This window comes from Tolypothrix bouteillei VB521301 (assembly GCF_000760695.4).
GTDB lineage: Bacteria > Cyanobacteriota > Cyanobacteriia > Cyanobacteriales > Nostocaceae > Scytonema > Scytonema bouteillei_A.
The window spans coordinates 6,038,714-6,054,807 of the sequence record NZ_JHEG04000001.1 but is presented as its reverse complement, the minus strand read 5'-3'; the positions used below and the strand labels follow the sequence as shown (position 1 = coordinate 6,054,807).

Here is a 16,094-nt window from a genome sequence, read left to right as displayed (position 1 = left end):
TCTGAGACAATGAATAAACAGCGATCGGTGAATAATTAAGGAGGAAAAATAAGTGGAGTGGCGAATGCGGGCGATTCGCGGCGCAACAACCGTCTCAGAAAATACGGTTGAAGCAATGCAAGAAGCGGTAATGGAACTACTTGATGAACTTGAAAAACGGAATCAATTACATCCAACAGATATTATTAGCATAACGTTTAGTGTCACAAGCGATTTAAACGCAACTTTTCCGGCTGCGATCGCACGAAAGCGTCCTTATTGGGATGTTGTACCCATGTTGGATGTACAGCAAATGCATGTTGAGGGGAGTTTGGAACGTTGCATCCGTTTTTTAGTTCACGTTCACGTTCCTGCTTCTGCCCCAATCCATCACATTTATTTACGTCACGCCGCAAGTTTGCGCCCTGACTGGTCTTTGCCTGTTTTGGAGGGAGTCGGGATTAGGGATTAGGGACTGGGGATTAGGGATTAGGGGACAAGGTAGACAAGGTGGAATAAATGACTTACGCCCAATGCCAAACGCCCAGTGCCCTATTGCCTAATGCCCAATGCCTACCTAGTTGCTGTGATGAAACCGAATGCCTAAAAAGATGTCATAGACAAATCCAAAAAAATCTTTTTTCTGTAGCAACCCTGTTGATTGATAGCAGCCTTTTTCATCCAGGAGAGGTTTCATCAAGTTATACGTGGGCTGATAATTATACCAGGGAATGGAAGGCCACAAATGATGAATGAGATGGTAGTTCTGCCCCATAATCAAAATGTTGAGAATGGGATTGGGGTAAACGCGAGCATTTTTCCAGCGATCGCGTTCTGTAAAAGGACGGTGGGGTAAGTAATCAAAAAACAGTCCCAGTGCTATGCCTACAACAAAAGCAGGAATAAACCAGAAATTGAGAATGTAACCTAAAAAGTGGTACTGAACCGAGATGTAAAAGATTGAACCGACAATCAACCTGCTGATAAACCATTCAAGTAGTTCGTTTTTGCGCCACAATTGTCGCTTAAAGAAAAATACTTCATGGTATAAAAATCGCACTGCAATCAACCACAAAGGACCGCCTGTGGAGACGTAGTGATCCGGATCGTCTTCTGGGTCGTTAACATGAGCGTGATGCTGCAAATGGACTCTTGTGAAGACGGGGAATGCAAAAGCAAGCATCAGAGCACTGCCATGACCCAACATAGCATTAACGACTCGATTGCGATGAGCAGATTGGTGACAGGCATCGTGAATTACCGTACCTGCCATGTGTAAAGCAAGAGTATTAGCAGTAAAGCACACCCAGTGTTGCCATTCCCAAACCCAGTAGCCAAAGTTAGATAACACTAGTATTGCCACCGCTACCAAAAACATGAGCAGCGTCGGGTTGAAATCACCCGGAGGCGCTAGAAACTCCTTTGGGGGGACTGTCAGTGGCTTTGGTGCCTCCGACGTCAGCATCATAAACTCCTTTTTCGCCGATTGGTTATCTAGATAATGCCACTTTTCTATGAATGAAAGTTAAGTTTTGACAGACAAAATTGCAGAAAGTAAATTTTGTCTACAAAATTTATCATCGATTCCACATATTAGCAGCAGAATAAGGGTATGATTTCAAGCGAGTCGTTCACGATTGGTTCTGTAGCGACAGACAAGAGATGCATCCTAACATTAGGATGATTCCCAGAGTAGCTCCCACTAGTTCAGCTCCTATGCAACTAAAAGATTCCCTTCGCCGTACAAAAATTGTCGCCACAATCGGACCTGCTACTAGCAGCCCGGAAATGCTAAAAGCCATTATTGAAGCTGGTGCAACCACATTGCGACTCAACTTTTCCCACGGAACTCACGCCGACCATCAGCGAAATATCCGCCTCATCCGACAAACCGCATTTGAACTTAACAAACCAGTAGCCATCCTTCAAGACTTACAAGGACCGAAGATTCGTCTGGGAAAGTTTGAAAATGGATCTATAGTTTTGGCAAAAGGCGATCCCTTTATTCTAACGAATCGCCCGGTTGTGGGTATGCAGGATATAAGTTGCGTAACCTACGATTATTTGGCAGATGAAGTACCAACAGGGTCAAGAATTCTGCTAGACGACGGGCGAGTGGAAATGCTCGTAGAGGATATCAATCGCGAAAAAGGCGATTTGCACTGTCGCGTGACTGTGGGCGGGACACTTTCCAATAACAAAGGAGTGAACTTTCCGGGAGTTTACCTGTCCATCAAAGCAATGACGGAAAAAGACCGAGAGGATTTGATTTTTGGTCTCGATCAGGGCGTTGACTGGGTCGCTCTTTCTTTTGTCCGCAATCCTCAGGATATGATTGAGATTAAAGAGCTCATTTCCAGCACGGGTAAGCAAGTACCGGTTATTGCCAAAATAGAAAAGCACGAAGCGATCGAACAAATGGAAGCCGTTCTAGCGTTGTGCGATGGGGTAATGGTAGCAAGAGGCGATCTCGGCGTAGAATTGCCAGCCGAGGATGTACCGATATTACAAAAACGATTGATTGCGACTGCCAATCGTTTGGGTATTCCCATTATCACCGCCACTCAAATGTTAGACAGCATGGTGAGTAACCCCCGTCCAACTCGTGCTGAAGTATCGGATGTGGCTAATGCGATTTTAGATGGTACGGATGCGGTGATGCTCTCGAATGAAACCGCAGTTGGTAAGTTTCCAGTGGAAGCTGTGGCTACCATGGCGCGGATTGCCGAACGTATCGAACAAGAAGAAGCAGAAAACACCAACACCAGTCTGCTAAGAGATCCAAAGCGTTCCATTCCCAACGCTATCAGCCAAGCAGTCGGTCAAATTGCAGAACAGCTAGGTGCAGCAGCAATTATGACTCTGACACAAACAGGAGCAACAGCGCGAAATGTTTCCAAATTTCGTCCCCAGACACCAATTTTAGCAGTGACACCTCACGTGAATGTGGCACGGCAATTACAGCTCGTGTGGGGGGTTAAACCGTTGTTGATGTTAGAACTTCCTTCTACAGGTCAGACATTCCAAGCAGCCATGAACGTTGCTCAAGAAAGGGGCTTGTTGTCTGAAGGAGATTTGGTCGTTATGACTGCAGGAACTCTCCAAGGCGTTTCCGGTTCCACAGATTTGATTAAAGTTGAAGTTGTGACAGCAGTTCTCGGTCAGGGAATTGGATTGGGACAAGGTTCTGTCAGCGGTCGCGCAAGAGTTGCTCACACCGGTATGGATGCAAGCAATTTCAATCACGGAGAAATTTTGGTTGCGCCTACTACCAGTGCTGATTTTGTTGATGCAATTCGTAAATCGGCTGGAATTATTACTGAAGATGAAAGTCTCACCAGTCATGCAGCTGTCATCGGGTTGCGTCTTGGGGTGCCGGTCATTGTTGGTGTGAAGAATGCCACACAAGTCATTCGCGATGGAGCCATTTTGACGATGGATATACAGCGCGGTTTGGTTTACTCTGGCGCAGTTGGCACTCCGTAAATTAAGAGGTCACTCCTTATATTGTCTCTGTGCTCTGTGTTCCTCTGCGGTTTGAAAATCATTTATTTAACTACAGAGGCGCAGAGTACGCAGACGAGTAAAGTATAATATATTAAATTAATAATAAGAGCATAAGTTTAACAATGAAAACCGAACAAGATAGACAACAATTAATTAAAGAGATTAATGTACTGCTACATCAAGCTTATGACAGTACATTAGATGAGATTTACGCACTTTTAAAACGAATCGATGATATAGAGGATGAAGAAGACTTATTAGCTATTGAAGAAGCTAGAGAAGACATACGCATTAATGGTACTGTGTCTTGGGAGGAAATAGAAGAAGAAATAAGAAACGATAGACACAAGGACGTTGCGTGAGTTACAAAGTAAAATTTACAAAGGGTGCCAAAAAACAGTTGAGAAAACTACCCCTCGACGTACAAGAACGCATACAAGCGAGAGTCAATGATTTAAAAATAGAACCGCGTCCAGACGGGGTTAAAAAGTTAAAAGGGCAAAAAAATTCATATCGTATTCGTATTGGTGATTATCGTATAGTTTATGAAATAGAAGATGACGTTTTAAAGGTAACTGTCGTCAAAGTAAAACATCGGAGCGAAGTTTATAAGGATGATGGTTAAAAGTTGCATGGAGAAAACTACATTGATGCCGCTATTTACAAACTAGTAATATCTATGGTAGTCCGTGTCCCAACGTCATCATTGAGATTCTCTCACCAAAAACAGCTGCAACAGACCGAGGTTTGAAAAAGCAAATATATTAAGACATTTTTCGCACTCCAGAATATTTCTGGTTTGACCCAGATAGTTTAGAATTTCAAGGATTTGAGTTGCTTCGTGGACAATATCAGCAACTCCAACCCAATGCAAACGGTAGGCTTTGGAGTCAACAGCTTAGCTTATAGTCCAATAGTTTATTAAAATCATACTTAGTTTTATCGATAGTTAACTTGATGTTAAATTTCACTATAGTAAATAACCTTTGTTCTAATTTTTTTTAAATCACTCAAGGTGATATCTTGAAGATTCTGCAAACCTTGTAATCCTCCACGAGAATCTGAAGATGGAGCTCGCAGTAACTGATTAATCCTTTGAGGTGAGGAAAAAAAGCGGAATTCATGTATTCCACCAAATTCTTTATCTTTGGTCACTTCAAATAAATAGCTTAGCGCTGTTATTCCAGGCTCTAACCCTTGCCAGTCAATATAATCATCACGCCAGATAGGTATAGACTCAATACGACCTGCAGAGTCAACTCTAATCAAGTAAATGTAAATTTGCGAATCAGTGAGATTTTTAATCCTAAATTGAAAAGAATTTCCATCTTTAAAGTAAAATCCTCTTAGCTCACCAAGCATTTGTTCTTGAGCAACCTCAAAATTGTCACTATCTAAACCGGAAAGCAACGCTATTTCAACAGGAAAGTCAGTCTCTGAAATAGTGAAGCTATATGCCCAACTCGGAATATTTAAGTAAGAATTAATTGTTTCAAGGTCTTTTGATGATAAAGGAATCCTCCCGGTAGGTGGATGTAGAGAAAAAAGTTTTTGTGCAGCAGTGGCAGCTTCTTTGATATTGCTTTCAAGGAGCTTGAGCCTATACTCAAGATAAAGAGCTTCAGGACTACTCGATTTTAATGTGACAATCTGTTGAGTCAATTCCTTGAAAGTTGTAATTTCGCCACACTGAAGAGCAGAAAACGCACGGGCTTTTAGTGCATCAAAGCTTTGATTCCGTAATGAGATTACCATCTCACCTCGATCGTCGAGATAAAACGCTCCAAAGTCTGGTGTTTGTCTTGATTCAGAGGCTTGACCAACTTTTTGTTGAATGAATAATCCCAATTCTGAAGAAGTAATCAGTCCATTGTTATCTAAATCTGCTTTGCCCCAGTTAAACCCATCCACTAATGTACCAGTAAATAATGAGTGACCGGGAATTGGTCCGCCATCTAATGCCCGTTGCTCCCGTCGGGCGGAAGTAATTACTTTGCGACTGATTCGACTGCTAAGGTCTTTTTCATAGCGAACTGCATCTCGGGAGATCTTCATTGCTTCACCCAATGCAAAACCACTATGACAGGAATCTAGAATCACAAGGATATGTCTTGCAGGAAGGCAGCTAATGGATTGAAGAAGTGGATCGATTTTGATGTAATCACTCCAAACTTCTTTTGGTCCTTGTGCTTCTACTGGGACGATGAACCCTGTTTCTCCAACGACTTTGCCACCTACTTTGTCAACACGGGTATGCCCGTGCCCTGCAAAAAATAATACCAAGTTGTCATCTTCTTGTAACTCTTCACGAAGCCGATCCTCAATTAGAGATGCGATCGCTGTTTTAGTCGCTGCTTCGTTAAACAGCGGAGCTATCGGTGCTGAAAATCCCAACTTGTCGATGAGCGCCTGTTGAAGACCGATTGCATCCCGAACAGCATTCTTAAGTTTTTGCCAGTGGACATACTCGTCAATACCAATAACCACGACGAGCGAGCGCCCCTGCTTGACAGGTTCAAATTCAACTTCGACATCTAACACAGTCATCTTACGCTCGAGTCTTTCTATTTCTTGAATTTGCTCCGTCATAATCCTCACGTTATTTCTTAATTGCAATTTGTTTTGTATAAAATAATTCTCATACTTGAAGCTGCCAGAGCTTAATTTCCATGTCATCACCGCCACTAGCAATTAAATTGCCATCAGGGCTAAAGGCAACTGCACGCACCTCTCCTAAATGTCCTGTAAAGGTTTGCAATAACTTCCCTGTTGCCAAATCCCAGAGTTTCACAGTGTAATCCGCACTAGCACTGGCAATTTTTGTTCCATCTGGACTGATGGCAACACACCAAACGCGACCTGCATGACCTGTCAAAATATGAGGAGCTTTCTTTTCACCTGTTGCTAAATCCCAAAGCTTGATTGTTCGATCTGCACCGCTACTAATTAGGGTTTGAGTTTGCGAGCTAATTGCCAATGACAAAACTTCGCTTAAATGAGCGTAAGGAATAATGTAGGCTGGTTGTTCAGTACCTTTGTCTAAATCCCAAAGTTTAACAGTGGAATTTTGACCGCCACTAGCTAGCATTCGTCCATCAGAACTGAAAGCAAGTGTGAGAACTGCACTTTGGTGAGCTTGAATACTACGCAACCATTTTCCCGTCTTTAAATCCCAGAGAGAAATTTTCCCATGTTCTGCACCCGTAGCAAAGCACGAGCGTTGGGGATTTGGATTAACGGGTAATGCCTGAACTAAAGTTAGTGTTTTAGAAGAAGCTTTTATTGTGTAGCGACAATCTCCTGTTTTTTTATCTGACAGTTGACTGTAATCCCATGCCTTAACGATCGCATCAGTACTGCTACTGAGCAGAATTTGTCCGTCAGGGCTGATACCAACACATTTGATGCGATCGCGATGTCCTGTTAGCAGATGTAAGAGTTGACCCGATTGCACATCCCACAGTCTCACTGTTTTATCGTTGCTGCTGCTTAAAAGCCTTTTACCATCAGGACTAAATGCGAGGGAACGAATCCAATCCGCATGACCAATAAGAGATTCGCTGTTGGATGTTCCGAGCGCAGTAGTAGTTGGTACACTGATAGTGTTAGGTTCGCTTTTCTTCTTCAACACCGGAATTGAATGCGTTGAAGATAGAGTTTTCTGTGTCTCTTCTGGAGAAGAAAGAACAATCATCTTCCGATGCTGAGATGATGGCGCTGACAATTCTAGATCGATTGCATTGCAGCCTAGTTCATATGCCATTTCAATAGACTTACCAGCACCAATGCCATCATAGAAACCCACAGCAAATGCGATGGCGGCTTCGTCCAGAATCTCGCGATTCATACCAATGACATAGTTAATGTGTTGAACAATTGCCGTTGCTTGCTCTTCCGAGTAACAGGCATTCAGTAAAACACATTCCACTTTATTGGCAAAAAGTTTAAACAATCCAGATAGCGTTTCACCACTAACAAGACGTTCTTCGCCATCGTCACCTTCTAAAACCAAACCATCATTGCCAGTTCCATGTCCGCAGAAATGAATAATTTGCGGTTCAACATCTAACAAGGCGCGTCTCAGATCGATAGGGCGTACTGCTCCTCGTACTTCGATGCGAAATTCATCGCGATTTTGCGATCGCCTCAAACCTTCTCGAATGTCGCGAATTTCACGGTCTAAATCGAGGGCTGAAGTTCCTTTGGGATTGGATGCTAAAATTAGTATTGTCTTCAAGCCTTAACTCCTTTACAAAAAGTTCAGATTTTGTCATTAGCTAACTGAACAATAAATCGAGTTTTCATAGTAGAGGGGCTGTCAAAATCAAGAAAGGAATTTGTTATTTTTAATTCTCGTGCAATTCTCTTTGATAGCCCTATTTAGAAACTATTGCTTAATAGTAAACTTTACCTGTTTGGTTGCCCATTCAGCATTGGGATCGGGTTCGTAAACCATTGCACGAGTTAACTCAGGCGGTGGTGGAGTGTCAACATCAGCACCAATAGTAGCCAAGAGTTTGTTGAGAGGATTGATATGATGAGCTTCTCCCCTTTCTGTAAGTTTTTCTGCTTCCTCCTCAAGGTGTCCATCAAGATTTCCTCTTTGACCAAAATCCTTATCTAGAGCATTCAAAGTTAGCCATTGGAAGTTAGCAAGACCGCGAGTTGCAAACAGTTTGAGTGTTTCTTCAGCTTGTTTGTATCCTCTTGGCAAAGCAGGACTCATTCTTATATGTACTTGTTGGTCCTTTTCAATAGAAAAGAAAATACTAGAAATTCCCTCAATGGGAATTTGAGAAATAGCCCAAGTGGGTTCTAAATCGAGAACAGCAATACTGAGAGGTTGAGAATAGGTATTCTTGACTCGTAAAAACACTGATTCCCCTGGTGTTAAAACTAAATTGTTAGTTTCAGAAAACGATTGCTTTCTCTGGTCTACTAATTCAAATTCAAGATAATCAGCAAGTTCAGAAGCTGGATTATCAAGTGCCTGAACTGCTTGATATTTTGCTAAATGAACCAAGCGATTGACTATCCCAGTCGCTGCATTTGGAGCATCAATTTGCAGTGGTAAACCTAAGTTTTTAAGAGGCGTGCCAATACAAATTTCATACTCGCCATCTCTACCAACCGCAACTTGATAGTGAGCCTCTTGCTTGTCACCAGGTTCTACTTCAACCACCCAACCATTGCCAGCCAAAGCTTGCCGAACTGGCTCTAAAGCTTCTTTTTGTTTTCCAGCTAACTCGGATGGTAATTGATTTTCTTTATCTCCTACTTCTTTCGTGTCAAACAAGCGAACTCGACGCACGAGATCGACGGGTGCAGATACCATAACAGCAGGAGCACCTAGTTCGATTTTTTCTGTAACCGCAATACCCCCCTCTTGAGGTTCTAAAACTCTAGCAACCGCTTTATTGGCTTGAACGTCTTCGAGTTCAACAATTGCTAGTTGTTGTTGCCGCTTGGAAAAATCTGTTGTATTCAGTAGGTAAATGGCAAATCTTGTGCCATCACTGAGTCCATGAGCTAACCCAGCATTCAAGGTAACTTGTTTTTGGTTAGAGTTTACACTAGTAACTGCTAGCGTGTAGTGATGCGGTAAGTTCTCATTTCCAAAGACTATGCGAGTGCCATCACCAACCAACATGGGTAATTGTTGAGGAAACTTACTCTGAATTTGAGCGCAAACGCGATCGTACAACGCCCTGAAACTCAATCCTGTTGTGGAACTAGTTGCCAGAGTTTGAACGATCCAGTAAGTTAGCGCTCCATGTCGCTCCTTACCATCAAATGCATACTCGTATGCATACTCATTAGGACGGCAGGCTGCCAAGAGAAGGTAATTATTTGCTGGAGGAACCCATGCTGTGTCACCATCTATTCCTCCATTTAGAGCTTTCCAATTTGCGATCAACTCTTCATCTTCGGCAACCAAGCTTTTATGGTTAGGCGGTGTTTTGTCAGTTTCTTCTCCGCCTCGGATAGCAGCATCACCTCGGGTTACTCCTCCAGAGTGGCAGCTATCCATAATAATTGTGACAACCAACCCTTTATCCGTCATTCGCTTCAAGAGAGTTGTTAATTCGATATCCAGTAAGTAGCGACCTCCATTGCCAATATCCATTGGCACAATACATTCATCATATTGGTCAGCCCCTTTCAGTTTTTCATAAATGGTTTTTGCACGTCCTCCATGTCCGGAGTAGTGAATGTATACTTGCTCTCCTGGTTGCGCTATTTCTGTGACGGTACGAAACTTTGCAACAATATTTTCATAGGTTGGTGTTAAGTCCAGGATTTCGGTATTATCAGAGGTTCCAGGATTTGGAGAAGTGAGCTTAAACATCCTTTCAGAAGGAATTTGCAAAGTTTTTATGAGATAGTCTGCTACAAGATTTATGTCACGCACGCATCCTTTCAGACTCTTGTACAACGTATTAGGTAGATAGTAGTCGATGCCAATTAATAATGCGTAAATATTCATTGTTTGATTAATTGGGTCAGCCATTTTTCTTTTTGCTTTCCTCTAAAGTGAATAATCGATTAACCTAATGATTTCTTGCTATCAGCCCGCTTATCGTGTAGCTTCTATCACATAAATGAGAGGATTGACTTTCGCGATCGCACTCTTTCATTCTTCTAGAGTCAAGAATAAATGAGGTGATTGGAAGTCGCATCTGTACAAAAAAAGTCCGCCTCCATGGACTAACGGGAAAAGTAGGATTTCAAATTTTTTTGACCAAAGCGGTTGAAAAGCAATAGGCTAAGGTTTTTGAAGATTTATTGTCGTTCAGTCGTGTGAACCTTTTCAGCATTTTTATTTAGGTAATTATTGATACATTTGAGTGGTTGTAAAATGATACACGTTATTAAAGTAGTATTCCGGATTTTCAAAAAAATAAGAAATTAAGAAAATCTAAAGAAAATTGCTGAGTTTCTAAATCAGTTGCATGAGTTTCCTAGCTCTTGATTGTTCGCGATCGCACTGTTAGGTTAAACTCTAGTAATTGGAAGAAACATTTAACGAGTCTCCCAACTCATATCGAGAAACTTTATGTCTTGTCAACACCTGAATGAACTGACTCTAGAAAATCTTATCCTTAAAGCAAACTACCCAGTATTTCGTTGTGAAGAATGCATTCGGATTAATGGTCGCTGGGTACATCTTCGCATTTGTCAGACTTGTGGCAAGATGCTGTGCTGTGACTCGTCCGAACATCAACATTCCCGCCGTCACTACGAAGAAACCGGACATATGGTGATTAGTTCAGCAGAATTAGGAGAGCAATGGCTGTGGTGTTTTGCGGATGAGCAACAGAAGAATTATTAAAATAAAGTCCAACTAGAAGGCAAAAAATGGGTATAACGCCATACCAATATATTCTACAGAGTCGAATGAAAAGGCGAAGCATCTACAGCAACATCAGGATTGGTCTTTTAGGCTATGATTGGAGTGCATAGCTTACAATTATGATTACTGCTACTTTAAAAAAAATCTATGCACATTTCTCTGCCACCTGAAGTCGAAGCACTAGTAAAACGTCAACTCACAAGCGGGAAGTATCAAAACGCAATTGAAGTTATTTTTGCAGGTGTAAAACTCCTAGAACAACAAGAAGATATTTATCAAGGGCGATTGCAAGAGCTTCAAGAAGAAGCAAGCATTGGGTTGTTAGCATCTCAAAGGGGCGAAGTTGTTGATGGTCCAACTGCAATGGCTCAAATCCTTTCTAATTTGCGATCGCGCTACGGTGTCTCAGACGAAGCATGACTCAACAATTTCGCCTCACCGAACCTGCTATTAAAGATATCGAGGAAATTGCGGATTATATTGCTAAACAATCTGGCTTAGCTCAATCAGAGCTTTTTTTGAGTAAGCTTAATGCTAAGTTTACTAAAATTGCTAAGTTCCCTAACCTTGGACGGCAACGTGATGAAATTTTACCTGGTATCCGCAGCCTCCCAGTAGATAACTACCTCATTCTTTATATGTCTATAGGGCAAGATGTAGAGATTTTTCGTGTCATCAGTGGTTATCGAAATTTATCAGATCTATTCAATGATTCTGATTCTTAATACTGACTATTGTTGAGAATTTATTTGCTTGCTTAATTCCACTTCAAGCTCTTCCAAAGTTACTGACTTCGCATTTGCCTTTATCCTGATTTTAATAACACCACGATTTCATTACACCAAGCCAGCCAGCCCATTTCGTGGTGAATTCCCCGTAGCAAGGTCATGTACTCAAACTTTAGAGTATTGGACAACGTTTGAGGATCTTTAAAGTACTGATTCTTAATTTCTTGATAAATTGCTAATCGTTGTTGATGTTGCTGTCGATGGGCTTCTAACTTTGCCACTATCGTCTTGTTAGACACGAGATGTCCTGCATAGAGTTTCACGAGTAATTCATCTTTGATCGCTGCCATCTCTTCTGGCTCGGCAATCCACTGACACAACTGCTGTTTCCCCAATGCCGTCACTGTATAAATGCGTTTGTCAGGTCGATTCTCCTGCTGCACTGATTCCGCTTGCACCCACTCTTTTTCTTCTAGACGGTTCAGTTCTCGGTAAATTTGTTGAAAACTAGCGTTCCAAAAAAAACCAACTGACCCTTCTACTGAAGGATTGAACCGCTTTGCTAGATCGTAGCCACTGCTCGAAGCACTGACTAGGACTGACAGAATGGCATAGCTAAGAGACATAAACTTTGAGTTGACATATTCACTAAATTGAATATAACATAAATTGTGTATTTAATTTAGTGAATAATATTTTTGTTGAATATATCTTATCCCAAGCAACACTACCAAGCACTCAGAAGAGGTCAAGCATAATGAACTATTCCATTTACCAAATTAATTTGCCAGAGCATCCAGAGGCAGTTGTCTTTGTTAACGGCTTTTTGACACGCAATCGCACAGGATTTTTCTGGATGTGGAAAAATGCATTTTGGATTCAGAACGCAACTGCCACAGCAGAAGGTTGCGTACAAGTCAAAGCAGGAATTTGTGGACCCAACGAACTCGTTATGGTCAGTTACTGGCGTTCGGAACATGACTTGAAACAATTTTTCCGAGGTGAAGCACATCGGCGGATGATGCAATTTGTGATGAAGAATCCTAACAGCCTGTGTTTGTACAACGAGACATATCGACCGTTGCAGAGCGGCAAATATAGCCACGAACCGCAAGGTATGGCAATGGTGTACCCGAGTTTGACACAATAGAAAAGAGTTCAAACGATTTTTCATGGAAAGGCTATGCCAACACACAGAGGTATGGGATGTCAGCACAACAAGTAGCGGTCATTGATTACCGCAAAGTCAATGCAGCAAACTCGCTATTACCCAAACCATCCATCCTCTCAAGCTGTGGCTGGAGCCAACTGCATTTGGAAGTTTACCAACAGCCAAAATTTGAAATTGCAGAGCACCAACATACGATGCACGTCATTGCCCATTCTCCAGTGTCCTCTTGTTTTCCCGCATCCTCAAAAGGAGAACGGTGGTTGGATGGCAAGTTGTACCGCGAAACGCGACATCAAGGAGATATTGCAATTCTTCCTGCAGGTATTCCCCATAGCTGTAACTGGGACGGTTCAGTTGAGTTCGCAATTTTGGCAGTTGAGCCTGCACTTCTCCAACAGGTCGGTCAAGATATTGTGAATAGCGATCGCATTGAACTCATTCCTCAGTTTATGGATCGGTCGGATGCGCTGCTACAGGGGATTTTCTCAACTTTGAGAGATGAAGTAGAGGTTGGCAAAATCGGTGGGGATTTGCTAGTTGATAGCCTTAAAACCACATTAGCGCTTCACCTCTTACGAAACTATTGCACCACACAACCCAAGGTATCTGGTTATTCAAATGGATTATCTCAATTAACGCTCCAACAAGTGACGGAGTATATTCACGAGCATCTGGATCGGAACTTGAAACTAGTAGAGTTGAGTGCGATCGCGCAAATCAGCCCCTATCATTTTCTCCGTTTGTTCAAACAAAGGATGGGTATAACTCCACATCAGTACATTCTACAAAGTCGAATTGAAAAGGCAAAACATCTGCTGCAGCATAGCGATTTGAGTATTGCAAATATTGCCGTGCAAACTGGTTTCTCCGATCAAAGCCACTTGACGAAATGCTTCAAACGCACAGTAGGAATAACTCCTAAAAAAAGCATGAAGGATAGAAATCGCGCAAAAACTTACTAAAACTCCGCAACTTTTTTCTAGAGTCCTGCCATGAAAGCTTTTTAAGCTATTAACAGTAGGTTCTACTGGGGAAAAAAGATGAAAATTGAACAAACTGAGGTTTCGATCTCTGCACCGGATGGACAAATGCCTGCCTTCCTGCTGACACCAACCGAGCCCAACCACAAGCCTGCTGTTCTTCTGCTGATGGAGGCTTTTGGCTTAACGTCCCACATTCGAGATGTAGCAATCCGAATTGCGAGGGAAGGATATGTGGTACTCGTTCCCGATTTGTACTATCGCGAGTTACCTAACAATAAGTTTGGATATGATGAGGTAGAATCAGCGATGGCAATGATGTATCGCCTCGATCTTAAATCTGTGGAAGCAGATATTCGAGCGGCGTTGGCTTTTTTGAAGTCGCAAAAAGATGTGTATCGCGATAAGCCGGGGGAGGCGGCGCTGCCATGCGAACGCATTGGGGTGACTGGATTCTGCTTGGGTGGAGGATTAAGCTTTCTTACCGCTTGCAAGTTCTCAGCCGAAATAGCAGCCGCCGCCCCTTTTTATGGCATGGTGCTAGATGAGTGGATTGATGCAGTCAAAGATATTACTGTACCCGTCCACTTGTTCTTCGGAGGAGTCGATCCGTTCATTCCGTGCGATCGCATTCGGCAAATTGAGTCGCGGTTCCAAGAACTTGGGAAAGACTACACGTTGAAAGTTTACCCCAATGCAGGTCATGGTTTTTTCTGTCACGAACGCTCCGACTACAACCGCTTGGCGGCGGAAGATGCTTGGCAACAACTGACACAATTCTTCAAGCGACATTTGCACAGAGAAAGCTAAAAATTGTATGTCAAATCCGTTTGTATCGGAATTATTTCTGTTTATCTTTTCCTCTGCGCCCCCTGCGCCTGGAGTAGTTTTTTAATCACGTATTTTTTAATCATTATGTTTGGATAGCGTTCAATCCAAAAGCCAACAACCCACAAAGGAGTATCAGAGCGATCGCATACAGGGTTATGGTAGTGCGTTTACTCCAAAGCCAGATTTGTTTGTAGGAAAGTTGATGATTCTGAATGAGAAAGAATGCTGGAGGATTAAATACAAAGGGCAATAAACGACTCAGTATAAGTCGCACAAAAAAGTTGTTGCTGAAAACTTACTCATTACCAAACTGCAAATTCTGTCTGTTTTCGTTGTTCAAGCGATCTAATACCAATTCTATGTGAAATTGCACATTATTGCCCTCACATTGGAAATGTGGACGGCAGGCGCTACAACGGGGGGAACCCTCCGAAGTTTGCTATTGGGGAGTCAGTGCGGTCTTGGGCTTTGCCCAAGTGAAGCATCTGACGTGGAAACCCCCAAGCCGCAACTTCTCTCCGCAACGCGCTGCCTCGGCTATACAAACAAAGCCTGCCTAAGCGCAAAGCGCACGCTACGCGATGCCGCAGGCTATGCCCGTAAGGGCTATACGCAGGCTAATTGTATGCATCTTCATAGAAAATTGGTATAAAGCCTAAGACTATCTCTTGAGGAAGAGAACTGTTAAATTCAAATATATGTGGAGGTGATAACTTATGACCCCAACTCAAACACAAACTGAACCAAAAATCTACACTGTTGATGAGTTTATCGAATGGTATCCAGACAACTCAGTAGTACGGTACGAATTGCATAAAGGAGTGATAATCGAAATGCCCCCACCAACAGGCAAACATGAAGGCGTTGTCGGGTTTTTAACAATACAAATAGCGTTTCAACTTTTACAGATGGGGCTACCCTACCGCATCCCCAAAACCGTGTTTGTAAAAACACCCGGTAATGACTCCGCCTATTGCTCCGATATTTTGGTGCAAAACTACGAGAATGTTGTGAATGAACCAAACTGGGAGAACCAATCAACTCTATCGTTACCCACATCCGTTCCCTTAGTCGTCGAAGTTGTTAGCACCAACTGGCGTGATGATTACTACGATAAATTCGGGGATTATGAAGAAATGGGCATTCCTGAATACTGGATTGTGGACTATGCTGGGTTGGGTGGACGCAAATTTATCGGCAATCCCAAGCAGCCTACAATTTTCGTGTGCGAACTTGTTGATGGAGAATACCAAATGACTGCATTTCGGGGCAATGATTTGATAGTGTCCCCTACCTTATCGCAGTTAAAGCTGACTGCAAAACAGGTTTTTGATTCGGTTGCATAACATCAAGTTCGGTTAATTAGTTAACGGGAGACAAGGGAGACAAGGGAGAGGTGTTTGTAACTCCTACACGAACTGCTATAGAGACAGATATGTTTATTTAACTACCGATTGAGAGCGATCGCGTAGCAACTGCTGTGCCGCATCGCTAAAACTTTCTACAAAATTACAGGACTTTTAGACAGTCTTTTGGAGTTGAAG

Annotated in this window: 17 protein-coding genes and 1 pseudogene; 13 read left to right on the top strand and 5 right to left on the bottom strand. The window is 42.5% G+C overall.

The features are described 5' to 3' along the window. The first annotated feature begins 64 nt into the window (after positions 1-64). On the top strand, positions 65-451 hold the full coding sequence (gene aroH, locus HC643_RS24480) for a chorismate mutase (protein ID WP_038076765.1): 387 nt from the start codon (positions 65-67) through the stop codon (positions 449-451). Between the two features lie 105 nt (positions 452-556). Here the strand turns inward: aroH and crtR are convergent, their stop codons facing one another. After that, complete coding sequence (gene crtR, locus HC643_RS24475; protein ID WP_038076786.1) at positions 557-1,444, bottom strand: beta-carotene hydroxylase; 888 nt, start codon at positions 1,442-1,444, stop codon at positions 557-559. Between the two features lie 251 nt (positions 1,445-1,695). On the opposite strand from crtR, the gene pyk reads away from it, so the two are divergent. The 4 genes and pseudogenes from pyk to HC643_RS24455 all read left to right on the top strand — a co-directional run. After that, positions 1,696-3,465, top strand: coding sequence for a pyruvate kinase (gene pyk / locus HC643_RS24470; RefSeq protein ID WP_038076788.1), 1,770 nt, complete (start codon positions 1,696-1,698; stop codon positions 3,463-3,465). A gap of 143 nt (positions 3,466-3,608) precedes the next feature. Continuing rightward, positions 3,609-3,848 carry a hypothetical protein gene (locus HC643_RS24465; RefSeq protein WP_017743485.1) on the top strand — a complete coding sequence of 80 codons (240 nt, stop codon included), beginning with the start codon at positions 3,609-3,611 and terminating at the stop codon, positions 3,846-3,848. Beyond that, positions 3,845-4,111 (top strand): type II toxin-antitoxin system RelE family toxin, encoded by a 267-nt coding sequence (locus HC643_RS24460; RefSeq protein ID WP_038076768.1) that lies wholly within the window; start codon positions 3,845-3,847, stop codon positions 4,109-4,111. The genes HC643_RS24465 and HC643_RS24460 overlap by 4 nt, the downstream gene beginning before the upstream one ends. 68 nt (positions 4,112-4,179) lie before the next feature. Then, positions 4,180-4,392: pseudogene (locus HC643_RS24455) on the top strand (Uma2 family endonuclease); the annotation flags it as partial. Positions 4,393-4,446: 54 nt separating this feature from the next. On the opposite strand, the gene HC643_RS24450 reads toward HC643_RS24455, so the two are convergent. The 3 genes from HC643_RS24450 to HC643_RS24440 form a co-directional block, all read right to left on the bottom strand. Beyond that, complete coding sequence (locus tag HC643_RS24450) at positions 4,447-6,075, bottom strand: caspase family protein (protein WP_038076770.1); 1,629 nt, start codon at positions 6,073-6,075, stop codon at positions 4,447-4,449. 49 nt (positions 6,076-6,124) lie between these two features. Further along, complete coding sequence (locus tag HC643_RS24445; protein ID WP_050045206.1) at positions 6,125-7,723, bottom strand: WD40 domain-containing protein; 1,599 nt, start codon at positions 7,721-7,723, stop codon at positions 6,125-6,127. Between the two features lie 150 nt (positions 7,724-7,873). Continuing rightward, entirely contained in the window at positions 7,874-9,997 is a 2,124-nt protein-coding gene (locus HC643_RS24440) for a caspase family protein (protein ID WP_038076772.1), read from the bottom strand. 546 nt (positions 9,998-10,543) lie between these two features. Between HC643_RS24440 and HC643_RS24435 the strand changes: the two genes are divergently transcribed. The 3 genes from HC643_RS24435 to HC643_RS24425 all read left to right on the top strand — a co-directional run bounded on the left by HC643_RS24435 (position 10,544) and on the right by HC643_RS24425 (position 11,565). Then, entirely contained in the window at positions 10,544-10,819 is a 276-nt protein-coding gene (locus HC643_RS24435) for a UBP-type zinc finger domain-containing protein (RefSeq protein WP_072040702.1), read from the top strand. A 168-nt stretch (positions 10,820-10,987) separates the two neighbouring features. Next, positions 10,988-11,260 (top strand): ribbon-helix-helix domain-containing protein, encoded by a 273-nt coding sequence (locus HC643_RS24430; RefSeq protein ID WP_038076774.1) that lies wholly within the window; start codon positions 10,988-10,990, stop codon positions 11,258-11,260. After that, positions 11,257-11,565 (top strand): type II toxin-antitoxin system RelE/ParE family toxin, encoded by a 309-nt coding sequence (locus tag HC643_RS24425; RefSeq protein WP_038076776.1) that lies wholly within the window; start codon positions 11,257-11,259, stop codon positions 11,563-11,565. Before HC643_RS24430 ends, HC643_RS24425 begins: the two co-directional genes overlap by 4 nt. An 80-nt stretch (positions 11,566-11,645) precedes the next feature. Here the strand turns inward: HC643_RS24425 and HC643_RS24420 are convergent, their stop codons facing one another. Next, a complete protein-coding gene (locus HC643_RS24420) occupies positions 11,646-12,194 on the bottom strand; it encodes a PadR family transcriptional regulator (protein ID WP_038076779.1) in 549 nt (182 codons plus the stop codon). 131 nt (positions 12,195-12,325) lie between these two features. Here HC643_RS24420 and HC643_RS24415 point away from each other — a divergent pair, with 131 nt between their 5' ends. From HC643_RS24415 to HC643_RS24395, 5 genes are all read left to right on the top strand, one after another. Continuing rightward, positions 12,326-12,718: a monooxygenase family protein gene (locus tag HC643_RS24415; RefSeq protein WP_038076781.1), complete on the top strand. Its 393-nt coding sequence runs from the start codon at positions 12,326-12,328 to the stop codon at positions 12,716-12,718. 56 nt (positions 12,719-12,774) lie between these two features. After that, positions 12,775-13,701, top strand: coding sequence for a helix-turn-helix domain-containing protein (locus HC643_RS24410; protein ID WP_050045207.1), 927 nt, complete (start codon positions 12,775-12,777; stop codon positions 13,699-13,701). A 78-nt stretch (positions 13,702-13,779) separates the two neighbouring features. Beyond that, the gene (locus HC643_RS24405) at positions 13,780-14,529 is read left to right on the top strand and encodes a dienelactone hydrolase family protein (RefSeq protein ID WP_038090882.1); all 750 of its coding nucleotides are present in this window, start codon (positions 13,780-13,782) and stop codon (positions 14,527-14,529) included. Positions 14,530-14,638: 109 nt separating this feature from the next. Then, positions 14,639-14,803 carry a hypothetical protein gene (locus tag HC643_RS24400; RefSeq protein ID WP_153021548.1) on the top strand — a complete coding sequence of 55 codons (165 nt, stop codon included), beginning with the start codon at positions 14,639-14,641 and terminating at the stop codon, positions 14,801-14,803. A gap of 463 nt (positions 14,804-15,266) precedes the next feature. Then, a complete protein-coding gene (locus tag HC643_RS24395; protein WP_038090880.1) occupies positions 15,267-15,896 on the top strand; it encodes a Uma2 family endonuclease in 630 nt (209 codons plus the stop codon). Positions 15,897-16,094 lie beyond the last annotated feature (198 nt).